This window comes from Burkholderia sp. KJ006 (assembly GCF_000262695.1).
GTDB classification, from domain to species: domain Bacteria; phylum Pseudomonadota; class Gammaproteobacteria; order Burkholderiales; family Burkholderiaceae; genus Burkholderia; species Burkholderia vietnamiensis.
The window spans coordinates 50370-69564 of record NC_017922.1 but is presented as its reverse complement, the minus strand read 5'-3'; the positions used below and the strand labels follow the sequence as shown (position 1 = coordinate 69564).

Below are 19195 nucleotides of genomic sequence, written 5' to 3'. Positions count from 1 at the left end.
ATCGCGACCTCCCGGGCTTTTATCCCTCCGTGGAGCCTCGCCGTTTCCTCTCGTCGAGGCGAAGGCAAGACCGGATTGCTCTCGGACCAGACATCGCGCGGCGCGCCTGCGCCACACGACCGGAACCCTAGCGATCCTGAAGATGATGCAAATTGCTTCGCACCTCTCGGGTGTCGATGAAGCGAGTTGCGTGCCAGCCGATGCATGAGGACCGCCCGGCGCCCGCACCGCAGCCTGCGACGGCGCGACGACGTGGCGGCATGCGCGAGCAGCCCGGCAGACGCTTGCCCTCGCGGCGGGCGTGCGGCGCACCATGCGCACGCGCCGGCGCACCGGCTCAGTGCGCCCCGCCTGCGCTTCACGTGCGCGGGCCGCACGATGCCCAATGGCATGGGCATTGCTGAAAATCGCAGCGACGCCACTCGCCATCCGCTCCTTCATGAACAAGCTCGACCTGCTCCGGCGCGCCCTGAGCGCGCTGTTCGCCGCGCGCTTCATCGAACTTCAGCGCAGCGTGCGACGCCGTTGAGTCGCACGGCCGCGTGCGACCGCGCGCGACCGACACCGATCGCCATCGATTGGCACGCTTCTCGCTCGACATGACGCCGAGAGGTGCGGCGGTGTCGCATCTTAGGGTCGCTAGGGTTCCGGTTCATCGAACGTCTGGTCCGAGAGCAGCCCGGCGCGCGGGCGTCCGATCACGAAAACGGACGCCCTCGCGCTACACGGCGGGACAAAAGCCCGGGAGATTGGCGATGGCAACGGCCGTCGCGCCTCTCCGTGGCCGCCCGTCCGTTCCGCATCCGCAGGAACCGGTCACGCAGCCGGACCGTGTGCTCGCACACGATCCGTATCGACGATCCCGATCCCGGTCTCCTGGAGAACAACGATGACCCGTCCCGCCTCGGCGTTGCGCCGCCTGCCGTCCTTCCGTCTCATCCGTCATGCCTTGGGGGCCGCCGCCGCGGCCGCCGCGCTGTGGGCCGCGCCCGCCGCGCACGCGGCCGCGCCGCTGAAGATCGGCTACAGCGACTGGCCGGGCTGGGTCGCCTTCCAGGTCGCGCTCGACAAGGGCTGGTTCAAGGAAGCCGGCGTCGACGTCGATTTCGAATGGTTCGATTATTCGGCGTCGCTCGATGCGTTCTCCGCGGGCAAGCTCGACGCGGTCGCCGCGACCAACGGCGACGCGCTCGTGACCGGCGCGTCCGGCGCGAAGAACGTGATGGTCCTGCTGACCGACTATTCGGCCGGCAACGACATGATCGTCGCGAAGCCGCCGGTGCGCACCGTCGAGGCGCTGAAAGGCAAGAAGGTCGGCGTCGAGCTGGGCCTCGTCGATCATCTGCTGCTCGAAACCGCGCTGCAGAAGCACGGGCTCAAGGACGGCGACGTCACGCTCGTGAACGCGAAGACCAACGAACTGCCGCAGGTGCTCGGTTCGTCGTCCGACATCGCCGCGGTGGCCGCATGGCAGCCGAACGCCGGCGAGGCGTTGAAGCGCGCACCGGGCGCGCGGGCGATCTTCACGTCGGCCGATGCGCCGGGGCTGATCTACGATGCGATCACGGTCGCGCCGGCGAGCCTCGCCGCGCGTCGCGCCGACTGGGCGAAGGTCGTCAAGGTCTGGTATCGCTGCGTCGCCTACATCAACGATCCGAAGACGCAGGCCGATGCGGTCAGGATCATGTCGGCGCGTGTCGGCCTCAAGCCGGAGCAATATCTGCCGCTGCTGAAGGGCACGCACCTGCTCGACGAGGCGGCCGCGAAGCGCGCGTTCCGCAAGGGCGACGGGCTCGATTCGATCTACGGCTCGACGCGTAACGCGAACGCGTTCAACGTGCGCAACGCCGTGTACAAGCAGGCGCAGGACGTCGACACGTATATCGATCCGCGCTTGGTCGACGCGCACTGACCGTCGCGCGCTGCGCGCGTGGCGAAGTGACGAGGCCGCCACGCCGCGCGCGCGGCAAGCCGATCGCTACATCGTCCCGGCGAGGTGAAACCGCGACGCCGGATGCCACAGCGTGACCGACGTGGCGACGTGCTCGCCGACCCACGTGCGGCGCTTCAACAGCAGGCACGGTTCGCCGATTTCCATGACGAGATGGCGACGCACCTGCGCGTTCGGCTTCTCCGCGTAGATGCGGAACTCGGCGCGCTGGATCGGCGCGAGCCGCACCATGTAGTGATTCGGCGTGTCGACCGTGAAGTCCTGAATACCGCTGCTCCCGTTGCGCTGTCGGTCAAGAACATCCACAAGTCGTTCGGCGATCACCACGTGCTGAAGGGTATTTCGCTCGACGCGCACGAAGGCGACGTCATCACGGTTCATTTAACTTTCCGTGAGGACTTCGACACCACCCGCTGCCTACTCTGTGCGCATGTTTCCCGCACCTGCTTCCAGGAGCCCGTCATGCCCACTCGCAGACATCTGCTGTTCGCCGGCGCCACCGGCGTCGCCGCGCTCGCGGCGCTGTCCTCGGCAGGCCGCCGCATGCTGGTCGGCCGCGCATTCGCCGCGCCGCCCGGCGCACGCGGCGCCACCGCGTCGTTCGACGTTACCCGCAGCGAAGCCGAATGGCGCCGCCGCCTCACGCCGGCCCAATACACGGTGCTGCGCGATGCCGGCACAGAGCCGCCGTACAGCAGCCCGCTGAACGGCGAGCACCGCCGCGGCACGTTCGCATGCGCCGGTTGCGACCTCGCGCTGTTTCCGTCGAGCACGAAGTTCGACAGCCATACCGGCTGGCCGAGCTTCTGGAAGCCGCTCGACCACGCGGTCGCGACCGAAGCCGACGCGTCGTACGGGATGGCGCGCACCGAAGTGCACTGCCGCCGCTGCGGCGGCCATCTCGGCCACGTGTTCGACGACGGCCCGCCGCCCACCGGCCTGCGCTACTGCATGAACGGGCTCGCGCTCGCCTTCCACCCGGCCGCCGCCTGAACGGCCGCGGCTTCCCCGAACGACCGGAGACTGCTCCATGTTGCTCATCGTCCTCGCCTATCTCGGCGGCGTGCTCACGATCCTGAGCCCGTGCATCCTGCCCGTGCTGCCGTTCGTGTTCGCGCGCGCCGACCAGCCGTTCGTGCGCACCGGCCTGCCGCTGCTGATCGGCATGGCGCTCACGTTCGCCGTCGTCGCGACGCTGGCCGCGGTCGGCGGCGGCTGGGTCGCACAGGCCAACCAGGCCGGCCGCTGGCTCGCGATCGTGCTGCTCGCGCTGTTCGGCCTGACGCTGCTGCTGCCGCGCTTCGCCGAACACCTGACGCGCCCGCTCGTCGCGGCCGGCAACCGGCTCACCGGCCTCGCGCGGCGCGACGGCCGCGCGGCCGGCCCCGCGTCGTCGTTGCTGCTCGGCGTCGCGACCGGCCTGCTGTGGGCGCCGTGCGCAGGCCCGATCCTCGGGCTCGTGCTGACCGGCGCCGCGCTGCGCGGCGCGAGCGTCGGCACGACGCTGCTGCTGGTCGCGTATGCGGCCGGCGCGGCGACGTCGCTCGCCGTCGCGCTCGTGATCGGCGGCAAGGTGTTCGCCGCGATGAAGCGCTCGCTCGGCGCCGGCGAATGGATCCGGCGCGGGATCGGCGTCGCGCTGCTGGCCGGCGTCGGCGCGATCGCGCTCGGCGCCGATACGGGCGCGCTCGCGCAACTATCGACCGTCACGACCGGCAGCCTCGAAACGAAGCTGGTCGCGCGCCTCGGCGGCCGCTCGAACGGCGCACCGCCGGCCCAGCCGGGCGCGGACGACGGCCGCGACGCACTCGCCGGCCGTAGCGGCGCGATGATGGCCGCAACGTCGGCGCCCACGCCGGACGCGGGCGGCGCGATGATGCGCGCGGCCGATCCCGCGCCCGCGACGCACGCGGCTGCCGCGCTGCCCGTCGAAGGCACGCTGCCGTCGCTCAACGGCGCCGTGCAGTGGCTGAACTCGCCGCCGCTGACGGCGGCCGGCCTGCGCGGCAAGGTCGTGCTCGTCGACTTCTGGACCTACTCGTGCATCAACTGTCTGCGCACGCTGCCGTACACCAGCGCGTGGGCGCACAAATATGCGCGCGACGGGCTCGTCGTGATCGGCGTGCACGCACCGGAATTCGCGTTCGAGCGCAATGTCGGCAACGTGAAGAAGGCCGTGCACGACCTCGGCATCGACTATCCGGTCGCGATCGACAACGGTTATGCGATCTGGCGTGCGTTCGACAACGAATACTGGCCGGCCCACTACTTCGTCGATGCGCAGGGGCGCATCCGCCATCACCATTTCGGCGAAGGCGAATACGCGCAATCGGAACGCACGATCCAGGCGCTGCTCGCCGATGCCGGCCACCCGGAAGCGCTGAACGTGCCGCTCGGGCTCACCGGCGCACCGGCACAAGGCGCGCTCGCGCCGGCCGACGGTCCGGAGGTCCACTCGCCCGAAACCTACGTCGGCTATGCACGCGCGCAGGCGTTCGCGTCGCCGGGCGGCGTCGTGCGCGACGCGGCCCACCGCTACGACGCACCGTCCCGCCTCGACCTGAACGACTGGGGCGTGGCCGGCACGTGGCAGGTCGGCGGCGAGCGCGCGACGCTCGCGGCGCCGGGCGGCCGGATCGTCTATCGCTTCCACGCGCGCGACCTGCATCTCGTGCTCGGTCCCGGCGCGCACGGCAAACCGGTGCACTTTCGCGTGACGCTCGACGGCGCGGCGCCCGGCGCCGCTCATGGCGCCGACGTCGACGCGCAGGGCTACGGCACCGTCAGCGGCCAGCGGCTGTATCAGCTCGTCCGGCAGCCGGGTGTGATCGCCGATCGCACGTTCTCGATCGAGTTTCTCGATCCCGGCGTCGATGCGTATGCATTCTCGTTCGGTTGAGCGTCGCATTCGCGCCGCCGCCGTTGCGAACGCAACGCGCGCGCCGTTCTCGTCATTCCACACAGCATCTCGAAGGAGCAATCGATGATCCCGACATCCACGCGTATTTCCGCAGCGCCGCGGCGCGCGGCGCTGCTGCGCCGCCTCGCTGCGCTCGCGCTGGCGGCCGCCGCCGTCTTCGGCTATCAGCGCGTCGTGCGCGCCGCTGAGCCGATCCACAACGCACCCGCGCCGGCGCTCGACGAAACGCCCGGTGCATCGCACGACGAAACGGCCGTCCTTGCCGGCGGCTGCTTCTGGGGCGTGCAGGGCGTGTTCGAGCACGTGAAGGGCGTGAAGCAGGTCACGGCCGGCTACGCAGGCGGCGCATCCGAAACCGCGCACTACGCGCTGGTCGGCTCGGGCCTCACGGGCCATGCCGAGTCGGTGCGCATCGTCTACGATCCGGCGCAGGTCAGCTACGGCCACCTGCTGCAACTGTTCTTCTCGGTGGCGCACGATCCGACCGAACTGAATCGCCAGGGCCCCGACGAAGGACCGCAGTACCGGTCCGCGATCTTTCCGACCAACGCGCAGCAGCGCGCGGTCGCGACCGCGTACATCGCGCAGCTCGGCGCCGCACACACGTTCGCGGCGCCCGTCGTCACGCGCGTCGAGCCGTACCAGGGCTTCTATCCGGCCGAGGACTATCACCAGAACTACCTCGAGCTGCATCCCGACGCACCGTACATCGCGTTCAACGATCTGCCGAAGGTCGCCGCGCTGAAGCAGCGCTTCCCCGCGTTGTATCGCGCCGATGCGGTGCTGTGGCACGACGCGCGACGCTGACACGCCGCGCGCCACGTGGCGCGCACCGCGGCCCGGATTGCGCTGCATCAACGAAACGCCTGGCGCGCCGGCCGGACAAACCCGCATCGGTTCAGCTTCGCGCGTCAACTTCGCGTAGACTTCTCCGTTACAGATCGCCGCCGCAACCTGCGGCGCCCGAAATGCAACAGCCAGCCAGGAGGCGTCACGCATGCGCGCAGTGCCTTTGTCTGACAGCAGCACCCTCGAACAACCGGCTACCGAAGCGGTCGTGCGCGACCTGCGCCGTGTGCCGATCCATCCCGATCACTGGTATCCGCTCGCATGGTCGCGCGAGCTCAAACGCGGCAAGACGCTCGGCGTGCGCTTCGCCGGCGATCCGATCGTGCTCGTACGCACCGAGTCCGGCGCCGTGTATGCACTCGAAGATCGTTGCGCGCACCGCCAGGTGCCGCTGCACGCGGGCGTCGTCGACGGCGAAACGCTGCGCTGCTGTTACCACGGCTGGACCTACGCGTGCGACAGCGGCCGCTGCGTCGACGTGCCGTATCTCGGCCGCGAACGCCTGCCCAACGGCGTGCGCGCGTATCCGTGCCGCGAGACGCACGGCGTGATCTTCGTGTTCCCCGGCGACGCGACGCTGGCGGACGAACGCCCGGTGCCCGCACTCGAATCGGCCGACAATCCCGCATACAAGACGCGCCGCTTCGGCCGCGAGGTCAAGTGCCACTACTCGTTCATGCACGAGAACCTGATGGACATGAACCATCAGTTCCTGCATCGCAAGCAGATGGGCCAGATGCGCGCACGCTCGGTCGGCCGCCGTCGCGGCGACGACTGGGTCGAGGTCGACTACACGTTCGCGCGGATGGAAGGCAAGCAGCCGGTCGGCGAGGCGCTCGTGTTCGGCTCGAGCAAGAAGCCCGGCGATCAGGCCGACAAGAGCGTGATGACGGTGCGCACCGGCTACCCGTATCAGACGCTGCAGATCCGTTCGAGCGAAGGCACGCTCGTGATGGACCTGTGGATCGTCTACGTGCCGCTCGATGCCGAGCAACGCACCAATCGCACGTTCGGGTTGCTGTCGATCCACAAGCCGGGCATTCCGTTCGCGCTCGATCTCGCATGGCCGCTGCTCGTGTGGTTCACCGAACGGATCTTCCGCGAGGATCGCTGGATCGTCGAGCGCGAGCAGGAAGCGCACGACCGCCAGGGCGCCGACTGGAACCACGAGGTGTTTCCGGTCATCAACGAACTGCGCGACCTGCTGCGCCAGTGCGGCGCGCGCACGGTGATCCCGATCCGCGACGCGAGCACGAGCGACGCTCGCTGAGCGTCGCCGCCGAGGTTCGCCCTCGGCCTCCCACGTGCTTATCGGCTGCGCTCGACCGGATGCGGTTCGCGCAGCCGGTTGGCGATGCGCGTGGCCTCGTAATACGAGGCCGCGGGCGGCCGCTTCAGATAACGCCCCGCACCGCGCTGCGCGCGCAGGTCGCCGTCGGCCCAGGCGAGCGCGCCGCGCGTGAGCGTGTGCGTCGCCACGCCTTGCACGGTCATGCCCTCGAACACGTTGAAGTCGACCTGCTGGTGATGGGTCTTCACCGAGATCGTCTTCGTCGCGGCCGGATCCCATACGACCAGATCGGCGTCGGCGCCCACCTGCACCGCGCCCTTGCGCGGGTGCAGGTTGAAGATCTGCGCGGCGTTGGTCGACGTGATCCGCACGAATTCGTTCGGCGTGATGCGCCCGCGGTTCACACCGTGATGCCACAGCACCGACATGCGGTCCTCGACGCCGCCGCAGCCGTTCGGGATCTTCGTGAAGTCGTCGCGGCCCATCGCCTTCTGCGACGCGCAGAACACGCAATGGTCGGTCGCCGTCGTATGCAGCTGCCCGGCCTGCAGCCCGCGCCACAGCGCCTCGCGATGCTCGGCCGAGCGAAACGGCGGGCTCATCACGTGGGCGGCCGCGCGCGTCCAGTCCGGGTCGCGATAGACGGCCTCGTCGATCACCAGATGGCCCGGCAGCACTTCGCCGAACACGCGCAGCCCTTCGCTGCGCGCCCGCGCGATCGCATCGACCGCATCCTTCGCCGACACATGGACGATGTACACCGGCACGCCCAGCACCTGCGCGATGCGGATCGCGCGGTTCGCGGCCTCGCCCTCCACTTCCGGCGGCCGCGACAACGGATGCGCCTCCGGCCCCGTCATCCCGCGCGCGAGCAGCGCCTGCTGCAGCCGGAACACGAGCTCGCCGTTCTCCGCGTGAACGGTCGGCAGCGCGCCCAGCTCGAGCGAACGCGAGAAGCTGTTCACGAGGATCTCGTCGTCGGCCATGATCGCGTTCTTGTACGCCATGAAGTGCTTGAAGCTCGACACGCCGTGCTCGTTCACGAGCGTGCCCATGTCGCGATGCACGGATTCGTCCCACCACGTGACGGCCACGTGGAAGCCGTAATCGGCCGCCGCCTTCTCGGCCCAGCCGCGCCATTGGTGAAACGCGTCCATCAGCGGCTGCCTCGGGCTCGGGATCACGAAGTCGATGATGCTCGTCGTGCCGCCCGCCAGCCCGGCGGCCGTGCCCGAGTAGAAATCGTCGCTGGCCGTCGTGCCCATGAACGGCAGCTCCATGTGCGTATGCGGATCGATGCCGCCCGGCATCACGTACTGGTCGTGTGCGTTGACGACCGCCGCACCCGCCGGCGCGTCGATCTTCTCCGCGATCTGCAGGATCGTGCCGCCGTCCTGCGGGTCGGCGCACAGCACGTCCGCGCGATAGGTGCGCTCCGCATCCACCACCGTGCCGCCGCGAATCAGGATTGCCATTTCGATGCCTCCTCGTTGACTGTCTCGACTGTCGGGTTCGGTCCGCGTGCGCGCGTCACGCGCTCGCGACCTGCGCGCGCTGCGCCGCACGCCGCTTCATCAACGTGCCGTACACGGCGGACGCCAGCACGAGCCCGACGAACCACGCATACGTGTAAAGCGTGTTCAAGAACGCCGGCACGTTCGCGAACGATGCCGGGAACGCCGTGTGCAGAAAGCCGGGCAGGTTCGGCAGCACGCCGATCGCGAGCGCCGCCAGCGCGGCCGGATTCCAGCCGCGCGTATAGCTGAAATCGCCGCGCTCGTCGAACAACGCGCGCGTGTCGAGCCGCGTGCCGCGAATCATGAAATAGTCGACCATCAGGATGCCTGCGACCGGCCCGAGCAGCGCCGAATAACCGACGAGCCAGGTGAAGATGTAGCCGTCCGTCGTCGCGAGGATCTTCCACGGCATCATCACGATCGCGATCGTCGCGGTGATCAGCCCGCCGGTGCGGTAGGAAATCGCCTTCGGCCACAGGCTGGAAAAATCGTACGCGGGGCCGACCAGGTTCGCCGCGAGATTGCAGCACATCGTGTCGAGCGTCAGGATCACGAGCGCGATGCCGACGCCGATGCCCGTCATGCGGCTCGTCAGGTCGATCGGGTCCCAGATCGCGTTGCCGTAGATCACGACGGTGGCCGACGTGACGACCACCGACACCACCGACAGCAACGCCATCGGCAGCGGCAGCCCGAGCGACTGCCCGATCATCTGGTCGCGCTGCGAATGCGCGAAGCGCGTGAAGTCCGGGATGTTCAACGCGAGCGTCGCCCAGAAGCCGACCATCGCGGTCAGCCCCGGCCAGAACGTCGCCCAGAACAGCCCGGCCTTCTTGCCGCCCGCGACGAACTGCGACGGCGCCGACAGCATCGAGCCGACGCCGCCCGCCCGCGACGTCGCCCACCACACGAGCGCGACGCACATCACGACCTTGATCGGCGCGGACCAGCTCTCGAGCCAGCGGATCGAATCGGTGCCGTGCAGGATGAAGTACAGCTGCAGCGCCCAGAACGCGAGAAAGCATGCGAGCTGGCCGAACGAGATGCCGACCACCGGCAGCGCCGCGCCGTGCAACGCGTTGCCGGTCAGGATGTTCAGCAGCGTATAGATCGCGCTGCCGCCGAGCCAGGTCTGGATGCCGTACCAGCCGCACGCGACGATCGCGCGCAACAGCGCGGGCAGCTTCGCGCCCTGCGTGCCGAACGACGCGCGCACGAGCACCGCATACGGAATCCCGTGCTTCGCGCCCGCATGGCCGATCAGCAGCATCGGCACCAGCACGATCAGGTTGCCGAGCAGCACGGTGAGCACCGCCTGCCACGGCGACATGCCCTCCTGGATCAGCCCGGCCGCGAGCATGTACGACGCGATGTTCATCACCATGCCGACCCACAACGCCGCGAAGTGATACCAGCGCCACGTGCGCTGCGCGGCGGAGGTCGGCGCGAGGTCGTCGTTGTACAGGCTGCCGGCCGGCGCCGCGGCGGCGTCCGGTTCGGCGGGAATCGCTGCTGGTTTCATCGAACGCTCCACGTAAACGTCGGCGCCGGCATCGCGCGATGCCGGCCGAACAGGGGAAAGGCCGCAGCGCCGCGCATCGCGCGCCGCCGGCCGCCGGTCATGCTGCCTTCGCGGGTTCCGCGGGCTGCGCCGGGCTCGCGCCCGCGTCGGCCCGCGCCGGGTTGTTCGGATGCGTGGTCCAGTTCGCATAGTCGCCCGCATCGACCCGCTCCATCGTGATGCACTGCTCGACCGGGCACACATGCATGCAAAGATTGCACCCGACGCACTGCGCATCCACCACTTCGAAATGCCGTACGCCGTCCTTCGTCGCGGTGATCGCCTGGTGCGACGTGTCCTCGCATGCGATATGGCACAGCCCGCACTGGATGCAGCGGTCCTGGTCGATGCGCGCCTTGATGTCGTACTTGAGGTTCAGGTATTTCCAGTCGGTCACGTTCGGCACCGCGCGGCCGCGCACGTCGTCGAGCGTCGCATAGCCCTTGTCGTCCATCCAGTTCGACAGACCGTCGACGAGATCCGACACGATCCGGAATCCGTAATGCATCGCCGCGGTGCACACCTGCACACTGCCGGCGCCCAGCACGATGAACTCCGCCGCGTCGCGCCACGACGAGATCCCGCCGATGCCGGAGATCGGCAGGTTCGGCGTCTGCGGATCGCGGGCGATCTCGGCCACCATGTTCAGCGCGATCGGCTTCACGGCCGGGCCGCAATAGCCCCCGTGCGTCCCCTTGCCGTCGACGGTCGGCATCGGCGCCATCTGGTCGAGGTCGACCGCGACGATCGAGTTGATCGTGTTGATCAGCGACACGCCGTCCGCGCCGCCCTTGTATGCCGCGCGCGAGCCCATCCGGATGTCGCTGATGTTCGGCGTGAGCTTCACGAGGCACGGCAGCTTCGTGCCCTCCTTGACCCAGCGCGTGACCATCTCGACGTATTCGGGCACCTGGCCGACGGCCGCGCCCATTCCGCGTTCGCTCATCCCGTGCGGACAGCCGAAGTTCAGCTCGACCGCGTCGGCGCCCGTATCCTCGACGAGCGGCAGAATCCATTTCCAGTCACGCTCGTTGCACGGCACCATCAGCGAGACGATCAGCGCGCGGTCCGGCCAGTCGCGCTTCACCTGCGCGATCTCCGCGAGGTTCACGTCGAGCGGGCGATCGGTGATCAGCTCGATGTTGTTCAGCCCGGCGATGCGCTGGCCGTTCCACTGCACCGCGCCGTAGCGCGAGCTGACGTTGACGACGTGCGGGTCGAGCCCGAGCGTCTTCCACACGACGCCGCCCCAGCCGGCCTCGAATGCGCGGTTGACGTTGTACGCCTTGTCGGTCGGCGGAGCGGACGCCAGCCAGAAAGGATTCGGCGAAGTGATGCCTGCGATCGTGCAGCGAAGGTCGGCCATGGTCGGCTCCGTGAATGAGGGACGTTGATCGTGATCCGCGTGGTGGGGTGCGACGCCAGCGATGCCTGCGGTGCGCCCGATGCGCTCGCGCAGGCCGCGCTCACGCCGCCTTGGCGTCGCGCTGCGCGAGCGCCGCGTCGATCGCGGCGGCCGCGCGCTTGCCGTCCTGCACGGCCTGCACCGTGAGGTCGATGCCGTCGGTTGCCGCGCAATCGCCGCCGGCCCAGACATCAGGCAACACGGTGCGGCCGTGCGCATCCACGGCGATGCGCGTGCCGTCCGCGGTCAGCAGCGCGGCGTCGATCCCGGCCGGCACCAACGTCTGGCCGATCGCCTTCAACACCATGTCGGCTTCGATATCGAAGCGTTCGCCCGACGCCGACTCGAACTCGACGCGCGTCACGTGGCCGCCCTCGCCGACGATGCGCACCGGTTTCGCGTGCGTGACGAGCGTGACGCCGCTCGTCTGCGCGAACTCGCGTTCGGCCCAGGTCGCGCTCATCGCGTCCACGCCGCGCCGGTACACCATCGTCACGCGCTGCGCGCCGAGCTTGCGGCTCTGCACCGCGGCGTCGATTGCCGTATTGCCGCCGCCGATCACGACCACGCGCCGCCCGACCGGCACGTTCTCCAGCGCATCGGCCTGCCGCACCTGTTCGATGAAGTCGACCGCGTTCATCACGCCCGACAGTTGCTCGCCGTCGATCGCGAGCGTGCGCACGCCGGTCAGGCCCGTCGCGACGAACACCGCATCGTGCCGCTCGCGCAGCGCGTCGAGCGTCACGTCGCGGCCGAGCGCGACGCCCGTCTGCAACGCGATGCCGCCGACCGACAGCAGCCACTCGACTTCACGCTGCGCGAAATCGTCGACCGTCTTGTAGGCCGCGATCCCGTATTCGTTCAGGCCGCCCGCCTTCGGTCGCGCGTCGAACACCGTGACGCGATGGCCGGCCAGCGCGAGCCGGTGCGCACACGCGAGCCCGGCCGGCCCCGCGCCGACCACCGCGACGTGCCGCCCCGTATCCGGCGCGCGCGTGAAGCGCACCGCGCCGGTCGCCATCGCCCAGTCGGTCGCGTGCCGCTGCAGCGCGCCGATCGCGACCGGCTGCGCATCCTGATGGTTGCGCACGCACGCGCCTTCGCACAGGATCTCGGTCGGGCATACGCGCGCGCACATCCCGCCGAGCGGGTTCGCACCGAGGATGTCCATCGCCGCGCCTTTCAGATTGCCGTTGCCGATCTTGCGGATGAAGCTCGGAATGTCGATCTGCGTCGGGCACGCCTGCACGCACGGCGCGTCGTAGCAGTAGTGGCAGCGGCTCGCGGCGGCGGCCGCCGCGGTCGGATCGAGCAGCGGCGCGATATCGGCGAATTCGCACGAGAGTTGCGTGGACGACAGGCGATGCGCGGCGATATCGCCAATTGGCTTGGTGGTCATGCGCGTTCCTTCGACTGGGTGGAGACGAAGCCGTCCCTGCCGGCTGCGCGTGGCGCAGTCAGGGCGGTCATGTTCTGGATGGCCGGGGCCGGGCGGATCGGCGGCCGGCCGCGCTACGCTCGGGCGGTCATGAAACCGGCTCGCACGCACGCGACAGCATCGCGTGCAGCAGCACGTTCGCGCCGGCCTCGATCCACGCAGGCGTCGCGTCCTCGATCTCGTTGTGACTGATGCCGTCGATGCACGGCACGAACACCATCGACGTCGGCGCGACCTGCGCGAGATAGCACGCGTCGTGACCGGCACCCGACACGATGTCGCGATGCGAGTAGCCGAAGCGGTCGGCCGCCGCGCGCACCGCGGCCACGCACGCGGAGTCGAACGCAATGGGCGCGTAGTAGAAAATCTGCTCGAGCGCGGTGTCGAGCCCGATGTCGGCGGCGATGCGCGCCACACCGTCGCGCAGTGCCGCGTCCATCTTCGCGAGCACTGCGTCGTCCGGATGGCGGAAATCGACGGTGAAGAACACGCGGCCCGGAATCACGTTGCGCGAGTTCGGATGCACCTGCATCATCCCGACCGTCGCGCAGCCGTACGGCGCATGATCGAGGCCGATGCGGTTCACGAGATCGACCACGCGCGATGCACCGAGCAGCGCGTCGCGGCGGCGCGGCATCGGCGTCGGCCCTGCGTGCGCCTCCTGGCCGGTGAACGTGATCTCGTACCAGCGCTGCCCCTGCGCATCGGTCACGACGCCGATCGTCTTGCACTCGGCCTCGAGTATCGGCCCCTGCTCGATGTGCAGCTCGAACGCCGCGTGCAGCTTGCGGCCGCCGCACGGCGCGTCGCCCGCATAGCCGATCCGCGCGAGTTCCTCGCCGATCGTCTTGCCGTCGACGTCCTTGCGCGACAGCCCGTACTCGAGCGGAAACACGCCCGCGAACACGCCCGACGCCACCATGGCCGGCGCGAAGCGCGAGCCTTCCTCGTTGGTCCAGATCACGACCTCGACCGGGTGCTCGGTCTCGATCCCGTGGTCGTTCAGACTCCGAATCACCTCGAGGCCGCCGAGCACGCCGTAGATGCCGTCGAAACGGCCGCCGGTCGGTTGCGAATCCGCGTGCGAGCCGGTCACGACCGGCGCCGCGTCGGCCACGCGGCCCGCACGCCGCATGAACACGTTGCCCATCGTATCGACCGTCGCCGTGCAGCCGGCTGCCTTCGCCCAACCGACGATCAGGTCGCGTGCGGCCTTGTCGAGATCGGTCAGCGCGAGACGGCACACGCCGCCCTTCGGCGTCGCGCCGATCTTCGCGACCTCCATCAGGCTGTCCCACAACCGCCTGCCGTCGACCTTGATCGACGTGTCCAATGCTGCCCGCTTCGCTGTTTCCGATACCGCGTCCATTCGTATCGCTCCTGTGGGGTCGGTCATGTCGTCAGCCGGACGAGGCCGGTGCGCACGTTGCTGCCGTCGGCGCCAACGCGCACCTGCGAGGTGCAGGCGCGCATCGTTCGCGCGATTCGTGCAGCGAGTTGCGGCACGTTCGGCACCGCGTTCCGTCGCCCGTTAAATCCTGTCCGATTGGACAGGTTTTAGACGATCAAAAAGCCCGACGCAATGTCTTTCTTGTGCGAGCGCGTCGAGCGAGAAGCGTGCCACCGCAACGCAGCATGTGTGCGGGGCGCGCGACGCGCGCACGTGCGACGAAACAGGACCTGCGGCTAGAATGAAGCCCGACGCGGCATGCATGCCGCGCGAGGGTGACGATGAGACATGACGAAACGGCCGCCGACGCGGCCGATGGGGACGAAGCGGCCGCGCCTTTGCGGCGACGCAAGGCGCACATCCGCGCGTCCAACGAAGCGCATCTGCTGGCGTGCGCCGAAGCCGTATTCGCGGAGCGCGGGCTCGACGGCGCGAGCACCGCGATGATCGCCGAGCGCGCGGGCCTGCCGAAGGCGAATCTGCATTACTACTTCCCGACGAAGCTGGCGCTGTACCGCCGCGTGCTCGACGACCTGTTCGAAGACTGGCACCGCGCGGCCGGCTCGTTCGAGGCCGGCGACGATCCGGTGGAAGCGATCGGCGGCTACGTGCGCGCGAAGATGGACCTGTCGCGACGCCGGCCGCTCGGCTCGAAGGTGTGGGCCAACGAGATCATTCACGGCGCCGCGCACATGCAGGACATCCTGTCCGAGCGCGTGAAGCCGTGGTTCGAGACACGTGTGAAGGTGATCGAAGGCTGGATCGCACGCGGGCTGCTCGCGCCGATCAACGCACCGGCGCTGCTGTATCTGATCTGGGCGACGACGCAGCACTACGCGGATTTCGATGCGCAGATTCGCGCGCTCAGCGGCAAGCGTGCCTTCACGCAGAAGGCGTTCGCCGAACGGACGGAGCAGGTCGTGCAGCTCGTGATTCGCGCGTGCGGCGCGGTGTCGCCGAACGCTTAGCGGGGTCGCGCGTACCGGGTCCCGCGCAAAGCAAAGCGGGCGACGGGTGCGAAACCCGTCGCCCGCTTTGCGTCGCGGCATGCGTCTCGATTATGCGATGCGTTCGATCGCGAGCGCGGTCGCCTCGCCGCCGCCGATGCACAGCGACGCGACGCCCCGCTTCAGCCCATACGTTTCGAGCGCAGCGAGCAGCGTCACCACCACGCGCGCGCCCGAGGCGCCGATCGGATGGCCGAGCGCACATGCGCCGCCGTGCACGTTGACCTTGTCGTGCGGCAAGTCGAGATCGCGCATCGCGGCCATCGCGACCACCGCGAACGCCTCGTTGATCTCGAACAGATCGACGTCGCGCAGGTTCCAGCCGGTCTTCTCCGACAGCTTGCGGATCGCGCCGATCGGCGCGGTCGCGAACAGGCCGGGCTTGTTCGCGTACGTCGAGTGCCCGACGATCACGGCCTTCGGCGTGACACCGAGCCGCTCCGCTTGCGAGCGGCGCATCATCACGAGCGCGGCCGCGCCGTCCGAAATCGACGACGAATTGGCGGCCGTCACGGTGCCGCCTTCGCGGAACGCCGGCTTCAGCGTCGGGATCTTGTCGAGCTTCGCATTGCCCGGCTGCTCGTCGATCGACACGACGGCTTCCGTCTTGCCGGCCTTCACGGTCACCGGCGCGATCTCCGACGTGAAGCGTCCTTCCGCGATCGCGCGTTGCGCGCGCGTGAGCGACGCGATCGCGAAGTCGTCCTGCGCCTCGCGCGAAAACGCGTAGGCCTGCGCGCAGTCTTCCGCGAACGTGCCCATCAGGCGGCCCTTGTCGTATGCGTCCTCGAGGCCGTCGAGGAACATGTGGTCGAGCACCTGACCGTGGCCCATGCGCATTCCCGCGCGCGCCTTCGGCAACAGATACGGCGCATTCGTCATGCTCTCCATCCCGCCCGCGACGGCCACGTCGGCCGAGCCGGCGAACAGCAGGTCATGCGCGAACATCGCGGCCTTCATCCCGGAGCCGCACATCTTGTTGACGGTCGTCGCGCCGGCCCCCAGCGGCAAGCCGGCCTTCAACGCGGCCTGCCGCGCCGGCGCCTGGCCCTGTCCGGCCGGCAGCACGCAGCCGAACACGATTTCGTCGATACGCTCGGCCGGCACGTTCGCGCGTTCGAGTGCCGCGCGAATCGCCACTGCGCCGAGTTCGCTTGCGCTGGCCGCGGCCAGCGCGCCCTGAAAACCGCCCATCGGCGTGCGTGCCGCGCCGACGATTACGATCGGGTCCTGTGTCGTCATGATCGAGTTCCTCCAGTTCAGTGTCAGCGCGCTGCCATGCGCAGCGCGCCATCGAGACGGATGACTTCGCCGTTGAGCATCATGTTCTCGGCGATGTGGCGCACCAGCGCCGCGAATTCGTCCGGCCGGCCGAGGCGCGGCGGGAACGGCACGCTCTTGCCGAGCGCGTCCTGCACGTCCTGCGGCATGCCGGCCATCATCGGCGTCGCGAAGATGCCCGGCGCGATCGTCACCACGCGGATGCCGAAGCGCGCCAGCTCGCGCGCGATCGGCAGCGTCATGCCGACCACGCCGCTCTTCGACGCCGCATACGCGGCCTGCCCGATCTGCCCGTCGAACGCTGCCACCGACGCGGTGTTGACGATCACGCCGCGCTCGCCGTGTTCGTCGGCGTCCTGCTTCGACATTGCATCGGCCGCGAGGCGGATCATGTTGAACGTGCCGACCAGGTTGATCGACACGGCGCGCGCGAAGCGCTCCAGCGAATGCGGACCTTCACGGCCGACCACTTTCTCGCCCGGTGCAACGCCCGCGCAGTTCACGAGCGCATCGATGCGGCCGAACGCGTGTTGCGCAGCGGCGACCGCCGCCTGCCCGTCCGCTTCGCTCGTCACGTCGGTCTTCACGAAGCGCGCGGCGGCGCCGAGCTCGCGTGCGAGGCTCGCGCCGGCCTCGTCATTGACGTCGAGCAGCACGGCCTTGCCGCCTTGCTCGACCACCATGCGCGCGACTGCGGCGCCGAGGCCGGAGCCTGCGCCCGTAATCATGAAAACACGGTCCTTGATGTTCATTCGTCGTCCGATTCAGGGTGAGATATGCGGCGGTCAAGCCGCCTTTTCAGCTTCCATCTTGCGCAGTACGAAGCGCTGGATCTTGCCGCTCGGGGTTTTCGGCAGCGCGTCGACGAAGTCGATCGCGCGGGGATATGCGTGGGCGGACAAACGTCGCTTCACGTGCTGGCTCAACTCGTCGGCCAGCGCCGGCGTGCCTTCGAAGCCTTTCGACAGCACGACGAAGGCCTTCACGATCTCGGTGCGCTCCGGGTCCGGCACGCCGATCACCGCCGCTTCGCTCACGGCCGGGTGCTCGATCAGCGCGCTTTCGACGTCGAACGGGCCGATCCGGTAGCCGGACGATGTGATCACGTCGTCCGCGCGTCCGATGAAGCTCACGGTGCCGTCCGGCTCGAGCTCGACGTTGTCGCCGGTCCGGTAGTAGCCGCCCGCGATCGCCGGCGTCGCCTGCTGCCAGTAGCCGTCGAACCACAGCAGCGGCGAGCGCGCGATATCGATCGCGAGATTGCCGGGCTCGCCGGGGCCGAGCTCGCGGCCGGCTTCGTCGAGCACCGCGACGCGATAGCCGGGCATCGCCAGCCCGGCCGACCCGGTATGAACCACGTGCGCGAGCCCGTGATGATTGTTCACGACCATCCCGAGTTCGGTCTGCCCGTAGTGGTCGTAGATCGGCGCGTCGAGCACGGCGTCGAACCAGCGCACGACTTCCGGGTTCAGCGGTTCGCCCGCGCTGCTCACGACGCGCAGCTTGCCCTTCACGCGCGTTGCAGCTTCGGGGCCGGCCGCCATCAGCATCCGGTATGCGGTCGGCGAACCGGCGAGGCTCGTGATGCCGAGCCGCTCGATCACGTCGTACGTGCTGTCGACCGTGAAGCCGCCTTCGTACAACGTCGTCGCGTGACCGAGCAGCAGCGGGCCGGTGATCGCGTAGTAGAGGCCATAGGCCCAGCCCGGATCGGCGATGTTCCAGAAGCGATCGCTGGGACGCAGGTCGATCGCGTGCCGCATATACGCGCCGAACGCAAGCAGCGCGCGCAGCGGGACGGGCACGCCCTTCGGCAGGCCCGTCGTGCCCGACGTCGACATCATCATGAACAGATCGGCGCCCTTGCGCAGCACCGGCTCGAACGCGTCGGGCTGAGCGTCGAGCGCGGCACGGAAGTCGATGTCGCCGGCCGGGAGCGCCTCGCCGCGCACGGTCGCGATTCGCGGGCAATCCGCGACCTCGTCGAGCTTGCCGCGATTCGCGACGTTGGTGACGACGACGCGTGCGTGGCTCATGCGCAACCGATGTTCGATCGCCTTCGGCCCGAACGCGGTGAAAAGCGGCTGATAGACGGCGCCGGCGCGCCACGTGCCGAGGATCGTCGCGACCAGTTCGGGCGTACGCGGCAACATGCCGGCCACCACGTCGCCGGGCTGCACGCCCTGCTCGACCAGCAGGTTCGCGACGCGCGCCGACAGCGCGAGCATCTGCGCGAACGTATAGCTGCGGTGTCGGCCGCCGGCATCGATCCAGTCGAGCGCGATGGCGTCGGGGTTCGCCGCGGCATGGCGGTCGCAACATTCGACGCAGGCGTTCAGACCCTGCTCGAGGTTGCCGTGCAGTTGCGTGGCGGCCGTCTCGATACGGAAGCCGGCAACGGCGTCGGCGTAGGCCGGCGCCGCCCGGGCGGTTGCTCCATTGCGCATGCTTGTCTCCTGTTTCGTTATGACCGTCGGCGAACCGCGGCTATGTCGATGATGGTAGACAGCGGCCACATTGCAATC

General features: G+C 69.0%; 16 protein-coding genes and 2 riboswitches. Of the genes, 7 read left to right on the top strand and 9 right to left on the bottom strand.

Annotated features, from left to right (window positions below; translation table 11 throughout):
* Positions 1–6 precede the first annotated feature (6 nt).
* Positions 7–142: riboswitch (guanidine-I (ykkC/yxkD leader) on the bottom strand.
* Positions 143–385: 243 nt separating this feature from the next.
* Entirely contained in the window at positions 386–529 is a 144-nt protein-coding gene (locus MYA_RS31770) for a hypothetical protein (protein WP_014725536.1), read from the top strand.
* Positions 530–628: 99 nt separating this feature from the next.
* Positions 629–750: riboswitch (guanidine-I (ykkC/yxkD leader) on the top strand.
* 139 nt (positions 751–889) lie between these two features.
* On the top strand, positions 890–1912 hold the full coding sequence (locus MYA_RS24485; protein ID WP_014725535.1) for an ABC transporter substrate-binding protein: 1023 nt from the start codon (positions 890–892) through the stop codon (positions 1910–1912).
* A gap of 66 nt (positions 1913–1978) precedes the next feature.
* Here MYA_RS24485 and MYA_RS24480 read toward each other — a convergent pair whose 3' ends face one another.
* Positions 1979–2332 carry a UTRA domain-containing protein gene (locus MYA_RS24480; protein ID WP_014725534.1) on the bottom strand — a complete coding sequence of 118 codons (354 nt, stop codon included), beginning with the start codon at positions 2330–2332 and terminating at the stop codon, positions 1979–1981.
* A gap of 81 nt (positions 2333–2413) precedes the next feature.
* Here MYA_RS24480 and msrB point away from each other — a divergent pair, with 81 nt between their 5' ends.
* The 4 genes from msrB to MYA_RS24460 all read left to right on the top strand — a co-directional run bounded on the left by msrB (position 2414) and on the right by MYA_RS24460 (position 6990).
* Positions 2414–2944: a peptide-methionine (R)-S-oxide reductase MsrB gene (gene msrB / locus MYA_RS24475; protein WP_011879675.1), complete on the top strand. Its 531-nt coding sequence runs from the start codon at positions 2414–2416 to the stop codon at positions 2942–2944.
* Between the two features lie 37 nt (positions 2945–2981).
* On the top strand, positions 2982–4850 hold the full coding sequence (locus MYA_RS24470; protein WP_014725533.1) for a cytochrome c biogenesis protein DipZ: 1869 nt from the start codon (positions 2982–2984) through the stop codon (positions 4848–4850).
* 84 nt (positions 4851–4934) lie between these two features.
* Positions 4935–5678: a peptide-methionine (S)-S-oxide reductase MsrA gene (gene msrA, locus MYA_RS24465; RefSeq protein ID WP_014725532.1), complete on the top strand. Its 744-nt coding sequence runs from the start codon at positions 4935–4937 to the stop codon at positions 5676–5678.
* 190 nt (positions 5679–5868) lie between these two features.
* Positions 5869–6990, top strand: coding sequence for an aromatic ring-hydroxylating oxygenase subunit alpha (locus tag MYA_RS24460; RefSeq protein ID WP_014725531.1), 1122 nt, complete (start codon positions 5869–5871; stop codon positions 6988–6990).
* A gap of 38 nt (positions 6991–7028) precedes the next feature.
* On the opposite strand, the gene hydA is transcribed toward MYA_RS24460, so the two are convergent.
* From hydA to MYA_RS24435, 5 genes are all read right to left on the bottom strand, one after another.
* On the bottom strand, positions 7029–8486 hold the full coding sequence (gene hydA / locus MYA_RS24455; protein ID WP_014725530.1) for a dihydropyrimidinase: 1458 nt from the start codon (positions 8484–8486) through the stop codon (positions 7029–7031).
* 55 nt (positions 8487–8541) lie between these two features.
* The gene (locus MYA_RS24450) at positions 8542–10050 is read right to left on the bottom strand and encodes an NCS1 family nucleobase:cation symporter-1 (protein ID WP_014725529.1); all 1509 of its coding nucleotides are present in this window, start codon (positions 10048–10050) and stop codon (positions 8542–8544) included.
* Positions 10051–10147: 97 nt separating this feature from the next.
* Positions 10148–11455, bottom strand: a complete 1308-nt coding sequence (gene preA, locus MYA_RS24445; RefSeq protein WP_014725528.1) for an NAD-dependent dihydropyrimidine dehydrogenase subunit PreA — start codon at positions 11453–11455, stop codon at positions 10148–10150.
* Between the two features lie 100 nt (positions 11456–11555).
* A complete protein-coding gene (locus MYA_RS24440) occupies positions 11556–12893 on the bottom strand; it encodes an NAD(P)-dependent oxidoreductase (protein ID WP_014725527.1) in 1338 nt (445 codons plus the stop codon).
* A gap of 127 nt (positions 12894–13020) precedes the next feature.
* Positions 13021–14301: a Zn-dependent hydrolase gene (locus MYA_RS24435; protein ID WP_014725526.1), complete on the bottom strand. Its 1281-nt coding sequence runs from the start codon at positions 14299–14301 to the stop codon at positions 13021–13023.
* A gap of 362 nt (positions 14302–14663) precedes the next feature.
* Here MYA_RS24435 and MYA_RS24430 point away from each other — a divergent pair, with 362 nt between their 5' ends.
* Positions 14664–15350, top strand: coding sequence for a TetR/AcrR family transcriptional regulator (locus MYA_RS24430; protein ID WP_014725524.1), 687 nt, complete (start codon positions 14664–14666; stop codon positions 15348–15350).
* A 90-nt stretch (positions 15351–15440) separates the two neighbouring features.
* On the opposite strand, the gene MYA_RS24425 is transcribed toward MYA_RS24430, so the two are convergent.
* Genes MYA_RS24425 through MYA_RS24415 form a run of 3 tightly spaced genes read right to left on the bottom strand, consistent with a single transcriptional unit; the run spans position 15441 to position 19117 of the window.
* Positions 15441–16631: an acetyl-CoA C-acetyltransferase gene (locus tag MYA_RS24425; protein WP_014725523.1), complete on the bottom strand. Its 1191-nt coding sequence runs from the start codon at positions 16629–16631 to the stop codon at positions 15441–15443.
* Between the two features lie 23 nt (positions 16632–16654).
* Complete coding sequence (locus MYA_RS24420) at positions 16655–17422, bottom strand: 3-hydroxyacyl-CoA dehydrogenase (RefSeq protein ID WP_014725522.1); 768 nt, start codon at positions 17420–17422, stop codon at positions 16655–16657.
* Positions 17423–17455: 33 nt separating this feature from the next.
* A complete protein-coding gene (locus tag MYA_RS24415; RefSeq protein ID WP_014725521.1) occupies positions 17456–19117 on the bottom strand; it encodes an acyl-CoA synthetase in 1662 nt (553 codons plus the stop codon).
* Positions 19118–19195: the final 78 nt, after the last annotated feature.